The sequence below is a fragment of the Mycobacterium sp. NGS24 genome (assembly GCF_059813065.1).
Genome location: NZ_JCALDW010000011.1, coordinates 146,900 through 167,549 on the forward strand (window position 1 = coordinate 146,900; position 20,650 = coordinate 167,549).

Below are 20,650 nucleotides of genomic sequence, written 5' to 3' on the forward strand. Positions count from 1 at the left end.
TGCTCCCGGTACTCGGCTACTGCTCCAACGGCTCTGACAACATGTCAAAACGATGCTGACAATCTGTCAGAAACATAACACAAGCCGCACTACGGTGTCGCTCCCAGCGCGCGCAGTACGAATCGCTCAATAGCGGCGGTCGGCAGGTCGCGCGGCGCCAGACAGGCGTGCAGCAACGACATGGTGGCAGCTTCGTCCTCCACCACGAACTGGCCGGAACGAACCCCGTCGGCCAGGATTTCGCGCAACACGTCTTCGATGGCCACCACGTGCTCGCGGATGGCGCGCATGGTCTCCTGCGACAGCGCGCCGTAGAGCTGCGGCCCGAGACCCATGTGGAATTGCTCACCCGCACCGAGCTGATGGCGCACGTAGATCCTGAGCCGCTCGGCCGGGTCGTCGACATCGGCCAACTCGGCGCGCAGCCCGTCGATGTAACGGCTTGTCTCGTGCGACGCGAATGCCACGACAACGGCTTCCTTGTCGGCGAAGTGGTGGTAGATCGCGGTGCGCCCGATGTCCGCGGCGGCGGCCAGCTTCGCCATGGTGATCGCGTCGAAACTGTGCTCGGCCATCAACGTGGCGAACGCCTCGAACACACGTCGTTGCACCTGCTCGCGGTGCTCCTCCACCGACGAAGCGCTGATCTTGGGCACACGCGACTCTAACTCCCGCGTGCGCCGCCGAGCGTGTGACGCACTCGCCCGTAGGATGACCAGTGGGCCGCGACCGGGGAGGGTGGATTTGCTCAGACCACGAACCGCGCGCGGTGGCCGGCATCTGATCGTCACCTGCGTGATGGTCGCGCTGACGGCGTGTTCGTCGCACAGCACGTCGGCCAAACCCACCACCAAGCCGGGCTCGCGCGCCGATTCGCTGATCGTCGGCATCGAAGAAGTTCGTCGCATCGCCAACTACGAGGAACTCACGGCGCATGCGCACGCCGACCTGCATCAGCCACCACCGAGCGACCTCAACGCGCCGGCGCCGTGCCGAGCCGCGGGCATCAGCGACGTCACCTTCGGTTCCGGCTGGTCGGAGTTCCGCAGCGCGGGCTACCACGGCATCACCGATGACCTCAAACCAGGCCCGCCCGCACTGATCCAAACGGTCAGCCAGGCCGTAGCGGTGTATCCCGACTCCAGCATGGCGCGCGGTGTCCTGCACCAGCTGGAGACGTCGTTGCAGGCCTGTGCCGACTTGCACGACCCCCGCTACCAATTCACCCTCGACCGGCCCGACGGCGCGACGGTGCGGATCAGCGCCAACGCGTGGAGCCACCTCTACCGGGAGAAGTCCTCGGTGCTGATGTCGGTCGGTGTGGTGGGGCTGGAACCCGCCGCCCAGATCGCACAGGTCATCCTGCAAACGGCGACCGATCGCATCGGTTGAGACCCGCGCGCCGGCTCCCCGTTTCCGGGGTCGCGACCCGCGACAATGAAGCAATGCGTCGAACAGTGCAGTTCCAGCTGATCGTGGCCATCGTGTGCCTGGTGGCCGGGTGCGGTGCGCCATCGTACGGCGCCTCGGTGCGACCGGTGGGCACCACGATTCCGCTCAGTCCTGGCGTGCCTCCGGTGAGTCCCGAGGCGGCCGCGGCCGGACTCGTCGACGTGCGCAGCATCGTGGGCGACGCAGTGATCGATCTGCGATACGCCACCACCGACAACTTCACCCACACGCAGCTGTACCCCCCGGGCGCCCGTTGCCTGGTGCACCACACCATGGCGCCCGGGCTCGAAGCGGCCGCCAATTCGCTGCGCCCAGCCGGGCAACTGCTGGTCTTCTGGGATTGCTACCGGCCGCACGAGGTTCAGGCCAGGTTGTATCAAGCGGTGCCCAACCCGGCGTGGGTGGCCCGTCCCGGCCCGTACGCCACCAGCCATGAGGCCGGACGGTCGGTGGACGTCACCTTCACCACCACCCAACAACCGTGTCCGACAGTACGGCGGGCGGCGCAGTTCTGCGTGGCTGACATGGGCACTGATTTCGACGACTTCACCGCGCGGGCAACGGCTTTCGCGACCAAAGATGTCAGTCCCACCGCGCAGGCGAACCGGTCCCGGCTGCGGGATGCGATGAAGTACGGTGGGCTGCAGGTGTATTCCGGTGAATGGTGGCACTTCGACGGCCCCGGGGCCGGGGTGCAGCGGCCGATTCTCGATGCCCCGGTCGACTGAACGGACCACTTCATGAACGAGGAACCCCAGGCGATCTACACCCACGGACACCACGAGTCGGTGCTACGCGGACACCGGCGACGTACCGCGGCGGACTCCGCCGGCTACCTGCTGCCGCACTTGCGGCCGGGCCTGTCGCTTCTCGATATCGGTTGTGGCCCAGGCACTATCACCGCAGACCTCGCGTTGCGGGTCGCGCCCGGCGCAGTGACCGCCGTCGAGCAGACCGAACAGGCGCTGGGCCTGGCGCGCACCGAGGTCCAGTCGCGCGGCCTGCGCAACGTGTCGTTCACCACCTCCGACGTGCATGCGCTCGACCTGCCCGACGACGCGTTCGACGTCGTGCATGCCCACCAGGTGCTGCAGCACGTCGCGGACCCGGTGCAGGCGCTGCGCGAGATGAAGCGGGTGTGCGCACCGAGTGGGATCGTCGCCGCTCGGGACGCCGACTACGCCGGGTTCATCTGGTACCCGCGTCTGGCGCCGCTGGACCGCTGGCTGGACCTGTACACACGCGCCGCCCGCGCCAATGGCGGCGAACCGGATGCGGGCCGCCACCTGCTGTCCTGGGCTCGCCAAGCCGGCTTTGACGACATCACGCCGACGGGCAGCCTGTGGTGCTACGCAACCGACGAAGCTCGGCGCTGGTGGGGTGGCATGTGGGCCGATCGGATTCTGCACTCGGATCTCGCCCGTCAGCTGGTCGAGTCAGGCCTGGCCGTCAGCGCCGAGCTCGACGAGATATCGGCGACCTGGCGGGCGTGGGCCGCGCACCCGGATGGCTGGTTCGCCATCCCCAACGGGGAAATACTGTGCCGCGCATGATGGTGCGCGGACTGCTCAGCGAGACAGGATCGCGTTGCGGGTGAAATCGGCGGCTTGGTTGGCCATGCCGTTGTCCCGATAGGTGCTGTGCGCGGCGCGGTCCCGGCCGCCGGGGAAGCACACCGGATCGCCGTCCGCGCACAGTTGCAGCGTTTTGGCCGTGTACAGCGGACCGATCGCGATCGGCGGAGCGCTGCGGTCGACAATGCTCAAGAATCCGTCCGACGGGGCCGCGAACAGTACGACCGCGGCGACCTTGGACGCGACGGCGGGCGGCATCGGCCCGGTCCCGTCGGGCAGCGCCACGCCGTCCGGGACGGAGTCGGCCGTGGTGTATGCGGCGACGGCCGCACCCTGGGAGTAACCGCCGAGCACGATCTTGGTGTTCGGGCAATTCGCGGCCGTGGTCTCGACCTTGCTGCTCGCGTCGGCAACACCGTCGACCGCCCTGGCGAAGTCCAGCGACGCGGGATAGTTGACCGGGTCGACGGCGACGTTCTTGCCCACCAGCCGAGCGTTGAGGGCATCGACGAACGCCTGTCCGGTAGCGCCGACGCCGGGAGCCTCGAAGGTCCCGCGCGCGAACACCACACTGACATCGGGACATCCCGGATCAGCGCCGGCGCGGGCCGGCTCGCCGAACGGCGACATGAGTGCGGCTACGGCGCCGACGATCACGGCCAGCCTGGGTGCCATCCGCCGTAGGGAAGGGTTTCCGGTGCGGCGCAAAGTCAGCTCTTTTCCGTTGATTTGGGGGCTCCGCCGATACGAACTCGCGTCGGGAGCGGTTTGTTCCGCGCCCGTGATTTCCGGGGCGATGTGCTGAGCGTAAAACACAGGTTGAATTGGCGCTGCCGGCAGCGGCCCGCGGCCGGGGCGCGCCATAGCTGCGCTCGAAGCGCATTTCCGCACTTGATCGGCGATGACAGGCGCCGCCGGGACCGGACTTCGGCCCCGCCGCGATGTGCTGATGTTCACACATCCGCAGCCGCGGAATCGCTGGCTCGGTGCGGCGAGCGGACAACTCCGAGCCGACCACCCTGCTGGGCCCGAATAGCCGGGGCCGTGTGGCCGCAGACGCTGCTGGCGCGGCACCGTTTCAGCAGGTCAACACTATGGTATTGGCATTCTCTTTTTTTGCAAGTACGTTATTCACCGATGGATAACGCAGCCCACACCCCATCAGGCATACCGCTGGCCCCGGTGTATGGCCCGCAGGACCGCGGCACCGAGCCCCCGCCTCCGGGTGAGTTCCCGTTCACCCGGGGTAACTTCGCGTCCGGATACCGCGGCAAGCTGTGGACTTTCCGGCAGTACTCCGGTTTCGGCACCGCTGAGGAATCCAATCGTCGCTACCGCTACCTGCTGGACCAGGGCGGTACCGGTCTCTCGGTCGCGCTCGACCTGCCGACTCAGTGTGGCTATGACTCCGACGATCCTGATTTCGGTGAGGAAGTGGGCCGGGTCGGGGTCGCGGTCGACACCCTCGCCGACTTCGAGATCCTGTTCGACGGGATCCCGCTGGACAAGCTGAGCACCAGCATGACGATCAACGGCACGGCGGCGATTCTGCTGGCCTTCTACGTTGCGGCCGCGGAGAAGAAAGGCATACCGCGCGCCAAGCTCACCGGCACCATCCAGAACGACATCCTCAAGGAATACGCCTCGCGGGGAACTTGGATCTGGCCGCCGGAGCCGTCGCTGCGGCTGATCGCCGACACCATCGAGTTCTGCGCGGCCGAAGTCCCGCGTTTCAACGCGATCTCAGTGGCCGGCGCCCACTTCCGTGACGCCGGCGCCACCGCGGTACAGGAGATGGCCTTCACCCTTGCCGATGGGGTCACCTACTGCGACACCGTGGTGGAGCGCGGCCGGATGAGTATCGACGAATTCGCGCCGCAGATCTCGTTCTTCTTCTACACCCACGGCGACTTCTTCGAAGAGGTCGCGAAATACCGTGCGGGACGCCGACGTTGGGCCACGATCGTGCGGGAGCGGTACGGGTCGACCAAGGATAAGGCGTCGATGTTCCGGTTCGGCTGTGTCTGCGGCGGTGCGTCGTTGTACGGTCCGCAGGCCCAGAACAACGTGGTGCGGGTGGCCTACGAGGCGATGGCGGCGGTCCTGGGCGGTGTTCAGTCCATGTTCACCGCGGCCTGGGACGAACCCTTCGCGCTGCCCTCCGAGGACTCCACCACGCTGGCCCTGCGCACCCAGCAGATCCTCGCCTACGAGACCGGCGTCGCGCAGGTCGCCGACCCACTGGGTGGCTCCTACTTCGTCGAAGCACTCACCGACGCCACCGAGACCCGCATCATCGAAATCATGGCCGACCTCGAACAGCACGGCGGCATGGTCAGCGCGATCGAGGACGGCTACCTGCAGGGGCTGATCGCCGACGAGGCTTACCGGATACATCAGGACATCGAGAGTGGCGCGAAACCGGTGGTGGGGGTCAACCGATTCGTCTCCGAGGAACCCGAACCGGATATCGACACCTACGAACTCGACGCCGAGGGCCGCGACCTGCAGCTCAAGCGGCTGGCCCAGGTGAAAGCCGAAAGAGACAGCGGCGCAGTGGAATCCACCCTGGCTGCGCTGGCCCGCGGCGCCGAAGGAGACGACAACCTGATGCACCGGCTGATCGACTGCGCCAACGCCTACTGCACGGTCGGTGAGATGGTCGCCACGCTCAAGGCGGTCTGGGGCGAATTCCAGCAGCCGGTGGTGTTCTAGATGGCCGCCCGCATACTGGTCGCCAAACCCGGTCTGGACGGACACGATCGTGGCGCCAAGATCGTCGCCCGTACCCTGCGCGACGCCGGCTTCGAGGTCATCTACACCGGTATCCGGCAGCGCATCGAGGACATCGCGTCGATCGCGGTTCAGGAAGACGTCGCCGTCGTCGGCTTGAGCATCCTGTCCGGAGCCCACCTGACGCTGACCGCCCGAACGATCGCAGCGCTGCGCGCGGCCGATGCGGCTGACATCGCGGTCGTGGTCGGTGGAACCATCCCGCACGCCGACGTGCCCAAGTTGCTGGAAGCCGGTGCCGCAGCGGTGTTTCCGACCGGCACACCGCTGGACGCGTTGGTGCGCGAGATTCGCACGCTGACCGGAACACCCGAACCGGCTGCCCAGACAGCACAGGAGGAACCGTGCGTGTCGGAGTGATGATCGGCGCCGAGCGTGGCGACATGTCCCGCAAGGTGACCAAGCTGGTCGCCGACATCGAATGGGCCGAATCGGCGGGTCTGGACACGGCCTGGATGCCGCAGGTTCCCGACGACTTCGACTGCTTGACCATGGTGTCGCTGATGGCCGCCCACAGCTCACGCATCGAGCTGGGGACGGCGGTGGTGCCGCTGCAAGCTCAACATCCCATTGCTCTTGCCCGTCAGGCACTCTCGATACACGCGGTGGCCGGGGGGAGGCTGGCGCTGGGTGTCGGACCGTCGCACCACTGGATCATCCGGGACATGCTCGGGCTGCCCTACGAGAAGCCGGCCGCCTACACCCGCGACTATCTCGAGGTACTCAACGCCGCCGTCGCCGGACCGGGACCGGTTGACGTACAGAACGATTCGTTCACAGTGCACAACCCGCTGGCGATCGGAGCCGATACCCCGATGCCGGTGCTGGTCGCCGCACTGGGTCCGGTGATGCTGCAACTGGCCGGTGAGCATGCCGACGGCACCGTGTTGTGGATGGCCGACGAGCGTGCGATCGGTGACCACATCGCACCGAAGATCACCAAGGCCGCCGCGGATGCCGGCCGCCCTGCGCCGCGGATCATCGCGGGTATCCCGGTATGTCTTTGTGCGGCATCCGAAGTCGACACGGCCCGGGAACGGGCCAACCGCATCCTGGGGGAAGCTGAAGTCTCGCCCAACTATCAGCGGCTACTCGAACGCGGTGATGCCCGCGACGTCGGTGACCTGTGCGCGGCCGGCGACCCCGAGCAAATTCTCTCCCGGATGCGGGGATTCGCCGACGCCGGGGTGACGGATCTGTCGGTGCGGCTGCTGCCGATCGGTGACACCCGCGAGGAACTCATTGCTTCCAAGCGACGCACGCGGGAGATGATCGCCGAACTCGCCCGGGAGTTGCGGTGAGCAGTGCCGGTCCGCTGGCCGGCATTCGGATACTCGAGGTCGGCACCATGTTGGCCGGACCGTACGCCACCATGTTGCTGGCCGACCTGGGCGCCGACGTCACCAAGATCGAGCCGCGCGGCGGGGAGATTTCCCGTGGGGTCTCCGACAGCTATTTCGCCAGCCTCAACCGCAACAAGTCCAGCATTTGTCTGGACCTCAATTCGCAAGGCGGACAACAACGCTTAGGCGAACTGGTTGCCGACGCCCACGCGCTGCTGGTGAATCTGAAGCCGTCGGCGATCCGGCGGCTGGGATTGACCTACGAGACGCTACGGCAGCACAACGAAAAGATCGTCTGCGTGGCCATCACCGGATTCGGACTCGACGGCGGAGACGACCCGGCCTTCGACTACGTGGTGCAGGCCGGAGTCGGTATCGCCGCGCTGACCGGCGATCCGCAAGGCCCACCGACCCTGCCGGGATATTCTTCGGCGGACAATTCCACCGGCATGACCGCTGCGCTCGGACTATTGGCCAAGATCATCTCGGGCAGCGGTGGTCAGGTGGACGTGTCGTTGCGCGATGTGATGTTCTCGCAGCTGAACTATCACGCTGCCGCCTACCTCAATGACGGTGTCGTTCCCCAGCGCCGGCCCTACGGTGCGCACTCGTATTATGTTCCCGCACAGCTCTTCCCGACTTCCGATGGGTTCCTGGCACTGTTCATCACCCACGACGGTTTCTGGAAATCCTTTGCCTCCGAGGCAGGTATCGGCGGCTTCGAGACGATGGCCGAGCGGGTATCCCGGCGCGACGAGGTGCTGGCGGTCGTGACGGCGATGCTGGCGACCGACACTGCCGTCAGCTGGGAGCAGCGGCTGCGTCCCCTCGGGGTGCCGGCCGCGGCGGTGCGGACGCTGCCCGAAGCGCTGGAAGCGACACCGGAAGTTGTTGTCCAGGCTGGAGATTCGCGCTTGGTGGGCAGTCCGATTCGGGTGTCCGGTTACGAACCGGACTACCGGCCGCCGCCGAAGCTGCCCGATTAGTCCGACGGAGGGTGGTCGGTGATCACCTCGAGCAATCGCGGTATCGGCGGCGGATCGAGTTGCAGCGCACTGGACATGGTCAGCTTGGCAGTGCTCATGCCCTGCAATATGGCCGGCAGGTCGTCACCCTCGATCTCGTACAGCGCGACGTACGGCCCGTCACCGTCGACCGGGCGTAACCGGCGTGCCGAGATGATGCCGTCGAGCGCCACGAGTTCGCCCAGGTGCACCTCGTCGTACCAGGTGTTGTACTCCTGCTCGCGGTCCGGCGCACTGGGGTAGGTCTCGACGTAGATGATCCCTCTGGCCATGTGCCGCCTCCCTGGTGGCTACTCGTAGTGCACGGTGATCGGTGCCGCGTCCGGCACGGCCTGGCAGGTCAGAATGTAGCCGTCCTCGACCTCGTCGTCGTCGAGGGCGTCGTTGATCCGCATCGTCGCGGTGCCTTCGGTGAGGTGCGCCATGCACGTCCCGCAGTTGCCGGCCTCGCAGTTGAACGGCGGTTCGAGCCCGGCTCGTCGCGCGCTTTCCAGCAGCGTCTCGCCGGGGACCAACGGCACCGACACCTTCTTGCGGTCGAGGTGAATCGTCACCATGCCGGCCTCCGTCACGCGCACCTCCCTGCACTTTGTATTCTTCGCTATAGAGAATAGTATTCTCATTAGACGATAGGGTCTTCTCAGACGGTTGGAGGATCGAGACGTGACCGAGCCGGCCGCGCTCGCGTTCGAGGACCGGCAATACAGCCTGTCTGACCTCGACGCGCTGACCGACGGACTGGCTGCCACGCTGCGGAAGCGGAACGTCCACGCGGGTCAGCGGGTCGCGGTGATGGCGTCCAACCGGCCCGAGTTCTTCATCGCCCTGCAGGCGATCTGGCGGCTGGGGGCCACGGCGGTGCTACTCAGCCCGGCCTGGAAGCGGGCCGAGGTCGAGCACGCCCTCGCGCTGACCGACCCGGCCCATGCGATCGGGGACAACCCGGTGCTGGCCGGTCTGATGCCGATGCTGCACCTGGACGAACCGGTCGGTCCCGGTGCACCGGGGAATGCCGGGTCGGCGCCCGGCGATGCGGTCCTGGTGTTCAGTTCCGGCACCACGGGACTGCCGAAGGCGGTGCGACACACCCATGCTTCGCTGGACGCCTCGGTGCAGCACTGGCGCGAAGCGCTGCAGCTGACCGGTCGCGACCGGATCCAGGTCGCCACCCCGCCGTCCCACATTCTGGGCCTGTTGAACATCCTGACCGCATTGCGCACCGGGACATGGTTGCGGCTGCACCGCCGATTCGACATCGACCGGATGCTGCGGCACATCGAATCCGATCGCATCACCGTCGAAATGGCCGTCGCCCCCATTGCATTGGCCATCGCCTCCCATCCCGGCCTCGAGTCCTACGACCTGTCGTCACTGCGTTACATCATGTGGGGTGCCACACCGGTGACGGCCAGCATCGCTGAAACCGTCACCCGACGCACCGGCATCTGCTGGGTCCCCGCCTACGGCACCACCGAGCTCCCGGTCATCGCCTGCAACCCCGTCGTCGGATCGCGGCTGGACTCGGTCGGCCGGGCGGTGTCCGGCGTGCAACTGCGGGTGGTCTGCCCGGACACCGGCGAGCCCGTCGGCCCGGGTGACGTCGGCGAGATCCAGGCGCGGTCGAATTCGATGATGGCGGGCTACCTGCCGGCCGAGGCGACCGCCGAAGTGCTCAGTGACGGTTGGTATCGCACCGGGGACGTCGGCGCGCTGGACGATGGCGGCTGGCTGCGCATCACCGACCGTCTCAAAGAGATGATCAAGGTACGCGGATTCCAGATCGCACCGGTCGAGATCGAGACCGTGTTGCACGGTCATCCCGCCGTCCACGACTGCGCGGTGTTCGGTGTGCCCGACGGTGTCAACGGCGAAGCTGTGGTGGCGGCCGTGACCACCCACGCGGCCGGCCAAAGCACCGCGCTCGCAGCCGAACTCGCTGAACGCGTCGAAGCGGAACTGGCGTCCTACAAACGATTGAGCCGGGTGGTGTTCGTGCCCGATATTCCCCGCCTGCCCTCGGGCAAGGTGCTCCGCAGAGTGCTCAAGGAGAGCTATGGATGTACGTCTGACAGCTGAACAACAGCAACTACGTGACGCCGCCGCCAAGATGGCCGACGACCTGGGCGCCGGGGCGGTACAGGACCTGGCCGACCAGAGCCGAATCGGCAGACTGGACAAGCAGATTGACCTGACCGGATGGCGATCGCTGCGCTCGGATGAGGCCTCTGGGGTCGAAGTAGCCATCGTCGCAGAGGAATTCGGCCGCCGGTTGGTCGACGCACCCTTCCTGGGGCCGGTGCTCGCCGGCGACCTGGCCCGCCACCTCGATGCCGACGTCGGACCGGTGACCATCGCGGTGGACGATCGCGCCGTCGACGCGCGCGGCTATCAGCGGGCGTTGCTGCTCTCCGGCACCACGGTCTCGGTCGTCGATCTCGGCGACGACGGTGGTGCCGATCTGACCCGGACGTGTGCGTCGATTGCCGGATCCCCGACGCCGCTGGGGGAGGTGTCCGCGGAGGCCGCCGGCCGATGGCGGGCACTTGCCTTGGTGGCCACGGCCGCCGACCTGGTCGGAGCCGCCCGCGGCGCGCACGCCACCGCCTGTGACTACGCCAAGCTGCGGGAGCAGTACGGCAAACCGATCGGGTCGTATCAGGCCGTCGCCCACCTGCTGGCCGAAAGCCTGGCGCTGATCGAAGGTTCGGTGAGCGTGCTACGCCACGCGGCATGGGCGGTCGACGAACTCGACCCCGCCGAAGCGATCCGGGCCGCGCAGGTGGCCAAGGTCTACTGCGCCAGGGCCGCCCGCACCGTCTGCGAGACCGCGATACAGGTGCACGGTGGCATCGGCAACACCTGGGAATGCCTGGTGCACGTGTACCTGCGCCGGGCGCTGACGTCGACCGAGCTGTGGCCGGTCACCCTGAAGGAGGTCGGTCGTGGACTTTCGTGATTCGCCGCAGGAGGCCGAGTTCCGCAACCGGCTGCGGTCCTGGCTTTCGTTGCACGCCAAGGAGTTCGGCGGGTCGGGCGACGAGTACTGGGCCCGGCAGGCCGACTGGCACCGCGCGTTGTACGAAGAGGGTTTCTTCGGTCTGTCGTGGCCGCGCGAGTACGGCGGCCGGGAGTTGCCGCCGGTGTACGACGTCATCGTCGACGAGGAGCTGGCCCGCGCCGGTGCTCCGCCACGGCCCAGCGTCGGCTACCTGGTCATCGGCATCGGCCGGCACGGCAGCGACGAACTGCGGCAACGCTTCGTGCCCGGCATCATCAACGGCACCGAGCGCTGGTGCCAGGGGTTCAGCGAGCCGGGTGCCGGTTCGGACCTGGCGTCGTTGACCACTACCGCCACCCGCGAAGGCGACGAGTACGTGATCAACGGGCACAAGATCTGGACCAGTTACTCCGACGTCGCCGACTGGTGTCTGCTGCTGGCGCGAACCGACCCCGCCGCCAAGCGGCACCGCAGCCTGTCGGCTTTCATCGTTTCGATGAAACAGCCTGGTGTACAACAACGTCCGCTGCGCATGATCAACGGCGTCACCAACGAATTCGGCCAGGTGACTTTCGACGGTGCCCGGGTCCCGGCGGACCGCATGGTGGGTGCCCCCGGCGAAGGGTGGGCAGTGGCCATGACCGTCGTCGGGCACGAACGCGAACCGTCCACCCTGGGTTACGCGGCCCGGTACAACAAACTGGTCGCGCAACTGGTGGCGCGCAGCGACGGTGAGGTCGACGACGACGTGGCATGGGCAGCTGTCCAGGCGCAGATGCTCACCCACCACGTGCGGCGGCGGCTGTCCGAACAACTCGACGGCGTGTCGCACGGACCTGAGGGCTCGCTGGATAAGCTCTTGATGACCTGGGTGGAACAATCCGTCGGACATGCGGCGCTGGCCGTCGGCGGCACCCGCGATCCGGACCTGCTCAGTGCCTACCTGTACAGCCGCGCGCAAAGCGTGATGGGCGGCACCTCGCAGATACAGAAGAACATCATCGCCTCGCGAATCCTGGGACTGGGAGTCTGAAATGTACGACATGCCAAGCGAAATCGATGTGCGCGCCGACGGTCCGCTGCGGATCATCACGCTCAACCGTCCCGATGACCTCAATGCGGTCAACGACAATTTGCACGTCGGGCTGGCGCGGCTGTGGCAGCGACTGACCGACGACCCCACGGCGCGTGCGGCGGTGCTCACCGGCGCCGGTAAAGCATTTTCGGCCGGTGGCGACTTTGCCTACCTCGCGGAGCTGGCCGAGGACGCCGACCTGCGGGCCAAGACAATTCGGGACGGACGCGAAATCGTGCTGGGTATGGCACGGTGCCGGATCCCGGTGGTCGCGGCGGTCAACGGACCCGCCGTCGGGTTGGGGTGCAGCCTGGTCGCGTTGAGCGACATCGTCTACATCGCCCCGCACGCGTTCCTGGCCGACCCGCACGTGCAGGTGGGATTGGTGGCCGCCGACGGTGGGCCGCTGACCTGGCCGCTGCACATCAGTCTGCTGTTGGCCAAGGAATATGCCTTGACCGGCACCAGGATTCGCGCCGAAAGGGCGGTCGAGCTGGGCCTGGCCAACCATGTGGTCGAGGACCCGGTGGCCGAAGCGGTGGCGTGCGCCACACGCATCCTCGAGTTGCCGCAGCAGGCTGTGGAAAGCACCAAGCGGGTGCTCAACATCCACCTGGAGCGTGCGGTGCTGGCCAGCATCGACTACGCGCTGTCGGCCGAGCACCAGTCGTTTGTGACCGAGGACTTCCGGTCGATCGTCAGCAAGCTGAACGCGGGCAAGAACTAGCCGAGCGAGACCAGGTCCTCGACCGAGTCGCGCGGCAGGTCGTCGCTGCTGATCGCGGTGACGACCATGTTGGTCAGGTCGATCCCGCCGCCGTGGTTGTCCAGGAAGGCGGTGTCGGCCGCGTCCCGGCCCGTGGCGATGCGCAGCATGGTCTGGCGCGGCGCCAGGCACGTCGCGTCCACTACCCGCCACTGTCCGTCGATCAGCGCTTCGGCCACGGCGTGGAAGTCCATCGGGTCACACCCGGGCGCGTACACCGAGACCAGTCGGGCGGGCACGTTGACAGCGCGCAGCAGCGCGATCACCAGGTGCGCGTAGTCGCGGCACACGCCGGCACCGGCCAGCAGCGTGTCGGTCGCTCCGTCGATCGGATCGCTGGAGCCCGGAACATACTGCAGCCGCGTCCCCACCCACGACGACACCTTCTCCAGCAGTGTCACGGACTGGTTCGTGTACTGACCGAACTCGGTGGCGGCGAATCCGAAGAACTTGTCCGCCTCGGCGTAGCGGCTCGGCCGCAGGTAGGTCGAGACTTCGATCTCCTTGACCGGAAGTGGCTCGGCACGTCCGACGACGGTGGCCTGGTACTCGACGTTGAGCTCACCGGCGCCGAGGTCGGCGGTGTGGATGCGGGTGCCGTATTCGCCGTTGATCTCACGCAGCGAGACGGGTTTCCCGTCCAGGGTCGCGGTCAGCGACTCGTTCACGTCCAGGCCCGGCAGTCGGGCGACCGCGATCTGGAATTCCAGCGCGGTGGGTTCAGAAATACCGACCTGCAGACTTGCCGCAACCTCACGCTTCATCGACGCGCCCCCCTTGTTTCGATTCCGTCGCAACTTCATGGCGTGCAGCCAATCATGCGTGGCCTATACCCGCACCTCGGCACTTCACGCACACCCGGGAGCTTTTGTCAGCAGTCGTGCTGCCGGAGAAACTCCCGCATCACCCTATCGAACCGAGTCGGCTCTTCGATGAATGGCAGATGAGCGCTGTTCTCGAAGAACTCATAGCGCGAACCGGGGATGCGCTCGTGCATCTCGCGCATGTGGTCGGGCGAGCATTCGTCGAACCGGCCCGCCAGCAGCAGTGTCGGCACTGTGATCTCGCTGAGCCGATCGAGCACATCCCAGTCGCGGATGGTCCCGACGATATGAAAGTCGCTGGGGCCGAACATTGTTTCGAAGATTTCGGTGCCCATGTTCTGGAAAGCCCGATAGAGATCTGTCGGCCACGGCAGGCGGCGGCACAGGAACGTTTCGTTCCAAGTGGTGACGGCGGCCCGGTACTCGGCCGAATCGGTGGTACCGGCCGCCTCGTGACGATCGATGGCGTCCCGGGTGGCAGGGTCCAGCTCGCTCTTGAGCCGTGCGACGTTGGCGGTGAACGCAGGGATGGAGGCGGCGCTGTTGGAGATGGTGAAGCTGACGGCGCTGCAGGCGATGTCCAGCAGGTACTGCTGCGCCAGCATCGCGCCCCAGGAATTGCCGAAGATGTGAAAGTCGTTGAGACCGAGAGCCGTTACCACCGCATCCAGTTCGGCCACGGACCGCTGCATGGTCCACAGGTCGGGGTTCGACGGTCGCTCGGAGTTGCCGCAACCGAGTTGATCCCAGAAGATCACCTCGCGGTCGTCGGCCAGCCGCTGCAACGAATTCAGGTAGTAGTGCGGCAACCCCGGGCCGCCGTGCACGACGAGCAACGGTCGACCGGAGGCTGTCTCGTTGGACGGGCCCACCCGCTTCGCCCACACCGTGCCGCCCGGCACCGCGATCCTCGACTCGGTCACCGGCAGCCTCCTTCGGGACGGGCACCCAGGATCGCACGGAGCACCCCGGCGGCGCGCGGGCAACCTTGCAACTCGTACTCTCTAACTGAGAGAATAGTGTTCTCATTTTGGCGCGGAAGGGCGTAGCGCACCACCATGGACGTATCCGATCTGATCGGCAAGGCCCGCAACGGATCTCCACGTGCCGCGGGCCGGTTGCTGAGCCTGGTCGAAAGCGAGCGCCGCGACGAGGTATTGGCCGGCATCGGCGCGGCACAGCCGGTCCGGGTCATCGGCATCACCGGCCCGCCGGGTGCGGGTAAGTCGACGACCATCGGCGCGTTGGTCGGTGCATACCGGCAGCGCGAATGCCGGGTCGCGGTGTTGGCCGTGGACCCGTCGTCACCGTTCAGCGGAGGCGCACTGCTGGGCGACCGGATCCGAATGACCGCGCACATCAACGATTCCGACGTGCTGATCCGCTCGGTGGCCAGTCGCGGTCATCTCGGGGGCCTGGCCGCGGCCGTGCCTGCCGCCATCGCGCTGCTCGGGGCGATCGGCTACGACGTGGTGCTCGCCGAAACCGTCGGGGTGGGACAGTCCGAGATCGAGATCGCTGCGGTGGCCGATCCGACCATCGTCATCCTGAACCCCGGGGCCGGCGACGCGGTGCAGGCCGCGAAAGCCGGCGTGCTGGAGGTCGCTGACATCGTGGTGGTGAACAAGGCCGACCGCGAGGGTGCCGAGCAGACCGTGCGGGACCTGCGCGCGGAGACCAAAGCTCCGATCGTGAGCCTGGTCGCTGCCCGGGGCGAGGGTCTGACCGAACTGGTGGACGCGATCGACGCTCACCATCGCGCCGACAACCGCGCCCGTCGGCTGGCCCGCGCCCGGGCGCAGATTCTCTCGCTGGCGCAGACCAGGTTGCGTGCCCGCACCGACCTCGATCGGCTCGCCGAGTCGGTGGTCGACGGCCACGACGATCCCTATGCCGCGGCCGAACGGTTGCTGTCGCCCCAGCAACAGGATTGAACCTGCGGGGCCTGCCCTCCCACGATCGGGGGACATCCCGATTCAACCGGCGGGTGGCCGCTCACCGGACAGACAGCAACACCGCCGGGCGGCACGCTGAACGCCATGTCGCCAATCGTGCCGCACCAGTCCTACCTGTTGATCTCGGCCGCGGGAAACCGAGGGTCGGTCGACACCACGATGACCGCCGGCAACCCCGCAGCGGATCGCTGAAAGCGCACGGCAGCAGATGGGTTACGGGGCATTGCCGCCGGAGGTCAACTCCGGGCGGATGTACGCAGGGCCGGGTGCCGGATCGATGCTGACGGCCGCCGCCGCCTGGGACGAGCTCGCGGTCGAATTAAGAGTCACGGCAACAGCTTTCGAATCGGTGATCACCGATCTGGTCAGTGGTCCCTTCCTGGGGGCCGCGGCCACCGCCATGGTTGCCGCTGCCACACCGTATGCGGCCTGGCTCGATGCGACTGCCGCGCAGGCCGAGGCGACCGCCGGCCAGGCCAAAGCCGCCGTCGCCGCCTACGAGACCGCCTACGCGATGACGGTGCATCCCGCCCAGGTGGCGGCCAATCGCGCGCAGCTGGCCACCCTGGTCGCCACCAATTACCTGGGTCAGAACATGCCGGCGATCGCGCTCACCGAGACCCGGTACGGCGAGATGTGGGCACAGGACGCAGCCGCCATGTACGGCTACGCCGCCGCCTCGGCCGCCGCCGCCCGGTTGACCCCGTTCGCCGAGCCGCCGCAAGTCGTCAACCCGGCCGGGGTGGCGAGTCAGACAACCGGGGCGGTGGCCGCCGCCGGAAGCGTCGTGGCGGTGTTGACCCAACTGGGTTCGATCGGCGACACCGTGCTGCCCGGGTGGATCACCGATCTGGACACCCTGATGAGCATCTTCGGCACGCCGTTCTTCGTGTGCACGTCTTCGGCCGGCCTAATGATGTCGATGATGTCGACGATCAACGGCCTGTTCCCCGCGGTCGCAGGCGTCGGCGGTCAGATCGCGGCATCGGTGGGATCCGCTGCGGCAAACGCACTGGGTGCTGTCTCGGCCTCGTCGGTAGGCGCAGCCGGATCGGTGTCCGCGGCGCTCGGTGAAGCCTCGTCGGTGGGGGCGCTGTCGGTCCCGCGAGCCTGGGCCGCATCGGCACCGACCCTGAGCCACGCCGCGGTGGGGGCGCTGCCGGGCACGGTCAGCGGAGTCGCACCGTTGATGGGTTCGGCTGCTCCGGAACTGCTGGGCGGACTGCCGGTGGGGGCCGGCTCCGGACGCGCCCAGGCAGCCGGAGTCGCGATCCAGGACGGAATCGCACCGCTGCGAGTGCTCCCCTCGCTGGTCGGATAGCCGTGGTGTCCCCCGATCGTCCGACCGGCCTCCGCCCCCGCACGGCCCGATCGGTGGAGTTGCCGAAATGTGATCGTCAATACCGTTCCAGGCGTGACGACAATCGCCCCGCTCGCAGTCCCCGCTCACCCGCCCACAACGTTGGCTGATCTGCACTTGCGGCCGGTCCCACTGCAGGACCAGGTCTTCACCGAGTGTGCGACCGAAGTCGCGCACACCATCCTGCACGACTTCGCCGAGACCCATCCGCAGATGTCCGCTCGGCATGGAATCCTGTTGTGGCAGAAACGTTTTGCCCAGAGTATCGGGGCAGCATGCGTCGTCGCGGCGGTGATCGCGCCGTCGGCACTGCTGATCACCCTGCTGACGGTCACCTCGCTGATCGTGGCGGTGTCGGTCGCCGTCGCGATCGCGGGTCGGCGACGCTGCGCGGATCGGGCCCGTCAACCCGGTCCGGTGCTGACCGACGAACAGCTACCCAGTTACACCGTGCTGGTTCCGGCCTACCGCGAGGAAGAGGTCATCGGTGATCTGGTCGGATGCCTGGCCAAGCTGAACTACCCGGCCGAGCGGCTCGAGGTCCTGTTCCTGGTCGAACGGACCGACGTCGAGACCCAGGCGGCGATCGCCGCCGCGCACCCGCCGTCGCACATGCGCGTGCTGCAGGTGCCGCCCGGGCCGCCGCGCACCAAACCGCGCTCGTGCAACGCCGGCCTACTGGTGGCCAAGGGCGAGTTGCTGGTGATCTTCGACGCGGAGGACCGTCCCGAGCCCGACCAACTCCGCCGAACCGCGGCGGTCTTCGCCGACGACAATGCCGAACTCGCCTGTGTCCAAGCGGTTTTGCAGACCAGCAACGTCGAGACCAGCCTCCTGGCGCACTGCTTCGGGGTGGAGTATGCGCGCCGCTTCCGCATGACGGTGCCGGGTCTGGCCGCCCTGGGTGCGCCGTTTCCACTCGGTGGCACCAGCAACCACTTCCGCACGGAGGTGCTGCGCAGGGTGGGCGGCTGGGACGCCTGGAATGTCTCCGAAGACGCTGATCTGGGGATGCGCCTGCACGCGTTGGGCTACCGGTCGGATGTCGTCGACTCGGTCACCTACGGCGATGCACCGGACCGGTTGCGTGACTGGATCTCCCAGCGCACCCGCTGGCACAAGGGGTTTCTGCTCACCGGGCTGGTCCACACTCGGTCGCCCCGCGACGCGATGCGACGGTTCGGTCCCCGCGGGCTGCTGACCCTGCTGATCTTCGTGTTCGGCATGCCGGTCCAATTCCTGGCGCAGACAATGATTTTCGGGCTCGGCGTAGCCGACATGCTCGGCTACGGGGGGCTGGTGCAGGTCGAGGCCGATCCCTTGCTGATCGGTGGGGTGCAGGCGGTGAGCACGCTGGCCTGGCTTCTCACCACCTACCTGGCGTACGGCGAACGCCGCGGGAGCCACCTCCGCGCGATCCTTGCGCTGCCGCTGTACTGGATCGCGCACTGGGTGGCGGCGTGGCGGGCGCTCTATCAACTGGTCACCGCCCCGTTCCTGTGGGAGAAGACCGCTCACCGCGGCTCCGTCCCGGCCCCGCAGCCCGCGGTGCCGCAGGCCCTGGCGGCCTGATGTCCCCCGATCGGCGGACAGGTGGTCAACCCGTTGTCGGGCCGATCGGAGGTACTGCGGCCGCGTTGCACTTTCTACCGTCAGTTACGTGAGCACAGTGGCGGTCGAGGACCGGATCCCCAGCGTCGCGCAGCAGACCCACACCGAAGATCATTCGACGGTGATCTGGCTGCTGCTGGGCGGGAACCTGGTGGTTCGTTCGGCCGGATTCGCCTACCCGTTCATGGCCTATCACGTCGCGGGCCGCGGTTACGCCGCAGGCGCTGTCGGTGCTGTGCTGGCGGCCTACGGCGTCGGCTGGGCGGCAGGCCAACTGCTGTGCGGCCGCCTGATCGACCGCATCGGTACCCGAACCACGCTGGTGTCCACCATGTCGGTCGCGGCCGCGGTGCTCGTCGTGCTGGCCGGGGCCCACGACTTGGCGACGCTGCTGCTCGGGGCCGCGGTCGCCGGCCTGGTCTGCGATGCTCCGCGCCTGGTGCTGGGCGCCGCCATCACCGAGTTGGTGACAGATCCGCAGCGGCGGGCGCGGTTGGACAGCTGGCGTTACGGGTGGGTCCTCAACGTGGGTGCCGCCATCACCGGTGGCATCGGTGGTCTGACCGCCGACTGGTGTGGCACTCCCGTGCTGTACTGGGTCAACGCCCTGGCCTGCGCGGCCTTCGCACTGGTGTCGGCCCGATGCATCCCGGCCGGCACCCGTCGCCCGACCGACTCGCCACCCGGGCCGAGCAGCTACCGGCAGGCGTTCTCGGACCGCCGCCTGCTGCTGTTGTTCGCATCCAGCCTGGCCAGCCTGACCGCACTGATGGGCATCTTCGCCGCGGTGCCGATGCTGATGGCCGAGTCGGGTCTGGGGGCCGGCGCCTACGGGTGCGTGCAACTCGTCAACGCAGTGGCGGTCATCGCGTTCACCCCGTTGATCACGCCCTGGCTGAGCGCGCAGCTCGCCGCCGGCCCGCGACTGGACATCCTGGCCGGCGCGGGTGCCTGGGTGACGGTCTGCATGGGCGTCTCGGCGCTGGCCCACACCACGCTGGCGTTCAGCGTGACCGCGATCGCGTGCTCGCCCGGTGAGATCATCTGGTTCGTGGTGGCCGCCGGCGTCGTGCACCGCATCGCGCCGGCCGCGAACCGGGGTCTCTATCAAGGGATCTGGTCGATGACCACCGCGATCGCCTCGGTCGTCGCGCCGGTCCTGGTCGCGTGCAGTCTGCCCCTCGGGGGGCGCGCCACGCTCGCGGTCGCGACACTGGCCATCGGTTTGCTCGGCGCCGCACTGTGCAAACCGCTGGCGGCCGTTGTGACCGGCGCCGGCTGCCCGCGGGTGCTGTCCTGAGTACGGTGTTCCGGTGGCGATCGCCAGTGACACAGAAATGGACCGGGTGCGCAACATCCACCGGTTGCGCTCCTATCGTGTTGTCGCCGTGCTCCGGGTCGGTGTCCTGGCCTTCGTGATCGGCGCCATGGTGGTGGCCACCCCCCGCTCCGAATGGAGAGGGCAAATCACCCTGGTGATGCTGTACGCCTTCGCCACCGTGTGCGCCCTGATCTTGGCTTTCACGCCGTTTCGGCGCCTGGGGATGAGCCGGTTCGCCGAGCTGAGCCGACTGGAGCCGTTCGTCTTCATCGCCATCGACGTGGTGGTGCTGACCGCGCTGCAGTTGCTGTCCAGCGACGGGATCTATCCGTTGCTGATCATGATCCTGCTGCCGGTGCTGGTGGGCGTGGACATGTCGACCCGCCGGGCGGCGGTGGTGCTGGCCTTCACCCTGGTCGGGTTCGTGTTCGCCGGAATTCAGGACCACGTGCAGAAGCGGGCGATCGGCTGGCCTGACACCGCGTTTCTGTTCGGGCTCTACGGATTTCTGTGCGCGGCGGCGCTGGTGATGGTGCGTATCGAAGAACTGCAT

21 protein-coding genes and 1 pseudogene are annotated in these 20,650 nt (G+C 67.4%); 16 read left to right on the plus strand and 6 right to left on the minus strand.

The window, feature by feature from the left end; genetic code table 11:
* Nucleotides 1-89: 89 nt before the first annotated feature.
* Nucleotides 90-656 (minus strand): TetR/AcrR family transcriptional regulator, encoded by a 567-nt coding sequence (locus AC5Y6Y_RS16160; protein WP_499919493.1) that lies wholly within the window; start codon nucleotides 654-656, stop codon nucleotides 90-92.
* 142 nt (nucleotides 657-798) lie between these two features.
* Between AC5Y6Y_RS16160 and AC5Y6Y_RS16165 the strand changes: the two genes are divergently transcribed.
* From AC5Y6Y_RS16165 to AC5Y6Y_RS16175, 3 genes are read left to right on the plus strand one after another with little or no spacing between them, the layout of a single operon-like run.
* The gene (locus AC5Y6Y_RS16165) at nucleotides 799-1,392 is read left to right on the plus strand and encodes a sensor domain-containing protein (RefSeq protein WP_463828511.1); all 594 of its coding nucleotides are present in this window, start codon (nucleotides 799-801) and stop codon (nucleotides 1,390-1,392) included.
* A gap of 53 nt (nucleotides 1,393-1,445) precedes the next feature.
* A complete protein-coding gene (locus AC5Y6Y_RS16170) occupies nucleotides 1,446-2,180 on the plus strand; it encodes a M15 family metallopeptidase (protein WP_499919495.1) in 735 nt (244 codons plus the stop codon).
* Between the two features lie 12 nt (nucleotides 2,181-2,192).
* Nucleotides 2,193-3,005, plus strand: a complete 813-nt coding sequence (locus tag AC5Y6Y_RS16175; protein WP_499919497.1) for a class I SAM-dependent methyltransferase — start codon at nucleotides 2,193-2,195, stop codon at nucleotides 3,003-3,005.
* Between the two features lie 15 nt (nucleotides 3,006-3,020).
* Here the strand turns inward: AC5Y6Y_RS16175 and AC5Y6Y_RS16180 are convergent, their stop codons facing one another.
* Entirely contained in the window at nucleotides 3,021-3,701 is a 681-nt protein-coding gene (locus AC5Y6Y_RS16180; protein ID WP_499919498.1) for a cutinase family protein, read from the minus strand.
* A gap of 462 nt (nucleotides 3,702-4,163) precedes the next feature.
* On the opposite strand from AC5Y6Y_RS16180, the gene AC5Y6Y_RS16185 reads away from it, so the two are divergent.
* Genes AC5Y6Y_RS16185 through AC5Y6Y_RS16200 form a run of 4 tightly spaced genes read left to right on the plus strand, consistent with a single transcriptional unit; the run spans nucleotide 4,164 to nucleotide 8,148 of the window.
* Nucleotides 4,164-5,741, plus strand: a complete 1,578-nt coding sequence (locus AC5Y6Y_RS16185) for a methylmalonyl-CoA mutase family protein (RefSeq protein ID WP_463828489.1) — start codon at nucleotides 4,164-4,166, stop codon at nucleotides 5,739-5,741.
* On the plus strand, nucleotides 5,742-6,179 hold the full coding sequence (locus AC5Y6Y_RS16190; protein WP_499919500.1) for a cobalamin-dependent protein: 438 nt from the start codon (nucleotides 5,742-5,744) through the stop codon (nucleotides 6,177-6,179).
* On the plus strand, nucleotides 6,164-7,120 hold the full coding sequence (locus tag AC5Y6Y_RS16195) for an LLM class F420-dependent oxidoreductase (RefSeq protein ID WP_499919501.1): 957 nt from the start codon (nucleotides 6,164-6,166) through the stop codon (nucleotides 7,118-7,120). The genes AC5Y6Y_RS16190 and AC5Y6Y_RS16195 overlap by 16 nt, the downstream gene beginning before the upstream one ends.
* Nucleotides 7,117-8,148: a CaiB/BaiF CoA transferase family protein gene (locus AC5Y6Y_RS16200; protein WP_499919502.1), complete on the plus strand. Its 1,032-nt coding sequence runs from the start codon at nucleotides 7,117-7,119 to the stop codon at nucleotides 8,146-8,148. The genes AC5Y6Y_RS16195 and AC5Y6Y_RS16200 overlap by 4 nt, the downstream gene beginning before the upstream one ends.
* On the opposite strand, the gene AC5Y6Y_RS16205 is transcribed toward AC5Y6Y_RS16200, so the two are convergent.
* Complete coding sequence (locus AC5Y6Y_RS16205) at nucleotides 8,145-8,459, minus strand: hypothetical protein (protein ID WP_499919504.1); 315 nt, start codon at nucleotides 8,457-8,459, stop codon at nucleotides 8,145-8,147. The two genes, AC5Y6Y_RS16200 and AC5Y6Y_RS16205, sit on opposite strands and share 4 nt — an antisense overlap.
* An 18-nt stretch (nucleotides 8,460-8,477) precedes the next feature.
* Nucleotides 8,478-8,744 carry a 2Fe-2S iron-sulfur cluster-binding protein gene (locus AC5Y6Y_RS16210; RefSeq protein ID WP_463828512.1) on the minus strand — a complete coding sequence of 89 codons (267 nt, stop codon included), beginning with the start codon at nucleotides 8,742-8,744 and terminating at the stop codon, nucleotides 8,478-8,480.
* A gap of 106 nt (nucleotides 8,745-8,850) precedes the next feature.
* Between AC5Y6Y_RS16210 and AC5Y6Y_RS16215 the strand changes: the two genes are divergently transcribed.
* The 4 genes from AC5Y6Y_RS16215 to AC5Y6Y_RS16230 are packed head-to-tail and all read left to right on the plus strand — an operon-like array spanning nucleotide 8,851 to nucleotide 12,987.
* Nucleotides 8,851-10,263 (plus strand): class I adenylate-forming enzyme family protein, encoded by a 1,413-nt coding sequence (locus tag AC5Y6Y_RS16215; protein ID WP_499919505.1) that lies wholly within the window; start codon nucleotides 8,851-8,853, stop codon nucleotides 10,261-10,263.
* Entirely contained in the window at nucleotides 10,241-11,143 is a 903-nt protein-coding gene (locus AC5Y6Y_RS16220) for an acyl-CoA dehydrogenase family protein (RefSeq protein ID WP_499919506.1), read from the plus strand. The genes AC5Y6Y_RS16215 and AC5Y6Y_RS16220 overlap by 23 nt, the downstream gene beginning before the upstream one ends.
* Nucleotides 11,130-12,218 (plus strand): acyl-CoA dehydrogenase family protein, encoded by a 1,089-nt coding sequence (locus AC5Y6Y_RS16225; protein WP_499919508.1) that lies wholly within the window; start codon nucleotides 11,130-11,132, stop codon nucleotides 12,216-12,218. The genes AC5Y6Y_RS16220 and AC5Y6Y_RS16225 overlap by 14 nt, the downstream gene beginning before the upstream one ends.
* 1 nt (nucleotide 12,219) lies before the next feature.
* Nucleotides 12,220-12,987 carry an enoyl-CoA hydratase/isomerase family protein gene (locus AC5Y6Y_RS16230; protein ID WP_463828497.1) on the plus strand — a complete coding sequence of 256 codons (768 nt, stop codon included), beginning with the start codon at nucleotides 12,220-12,222 and terminating at the stop codon, nucleotides 12,985-12,987.
* Here the strand turns inward: AC5Y6Y_RS16230 and AC5Y6Y_RS16235 are convergent.
* Nucleotides 12,984-13,790: a transglutaminase-like domain-containing protein gene (locus AC5Y6Y_RS16235; RefSeq protein WP_463828498.1), complete on the minus strand. Its 807-nt coding sequence runs from the start codon at nucleotides 13,788-13,790 to the stop codon at nucleotides 12,984-12,986. The genes AC5Y6Y_RS16230 and AC5Y6Y_RS16235 overlap by 4 nt on opposite strands.
* A 107-nt stretch (nucleotides 13,791-13,897) precedes the next feature.
* Entirely contained in the window at nucleotides 13,898-14,773 is an 876-nt protein-coding gene (locus tag AC5Y6Y_RS16240; RefSeq protein ID WP_499919509.1) for a proline iminopeptidase-family hydrolase, read from the minus strand.
* Nucleotides 14,774-14,908: 135 nt separating this feature from the next.
* Here AC5Y6Y_RS16240 and meaB point away from each other — a divergent pair, with 135 nt between their 5' ends.
* The 5 genes and pseudogenes from meaB to AC5Y6Y_RS16265 form a co-directional block, all read left to right on the plus strand.
* Nucleotides 14,909-15,784 carry a methylmalonyl Co-A mutase-associated GTPase MeaB gene (gene meaB, locus AC5Y6Y_RS16245; RefSeq protein WP_463828500.1) on the plus strand — a complete coding sequence of 292 codons (876 nt, stop codon included), beginning with the start codon at nucleotides 14,909-14,911 and terminating at the stop codon, nucleotides 15,782-15,784.
* Nucleotides 15,785-16,013: 229 nt separating this feature from the next.
* The gene (locus tag AC5Y6Y_RS16250; protein ID WP_499919511.1) at nucleotides 16,014-17,126 is read left to right on the plus strand and encodes a PPE family protein; all 1,113 of its coding nucleotides are present in this window, start codon (nucleotides 16,014-16,016) and stop codon (nucleotides 17,124-17,126) included.
* A 93-nt stretch (nucleotides 17,127-17,219) separates the two neighbouring features.
* A complete protein-coding gene (locus AC5Y6Y_RS16255) occupies nucleotides 17,220-18,737 on the plus strand; it encodes a glycosyltransferase (RefSeq protein ID WP_499919512.1) in 1,518 nt (505 codons plus the stop codon).
* A 97-nt stretch (nucleotides 18,738-18,834) separates the two neighbouring features.
* Nucleotides 18,835-20,076, plus strand: coding sequence for an MFS transporter (locus AC5Y6Y_RS16260; protein ID WP_463828513.1), 1,242 nt, complete (start codon nucleotides 18,835-18,837; stop codon nucleotides 20,074-20,076).
* Between the two features lie 13 nt (nucleotides 20,077-20,089).
* Nucleotides 20,090-20,650, plus strand: a pseudogene (locus tag AC5Y6Y_RS16265) (sensor histidine kinase); the annotation flags it as partial.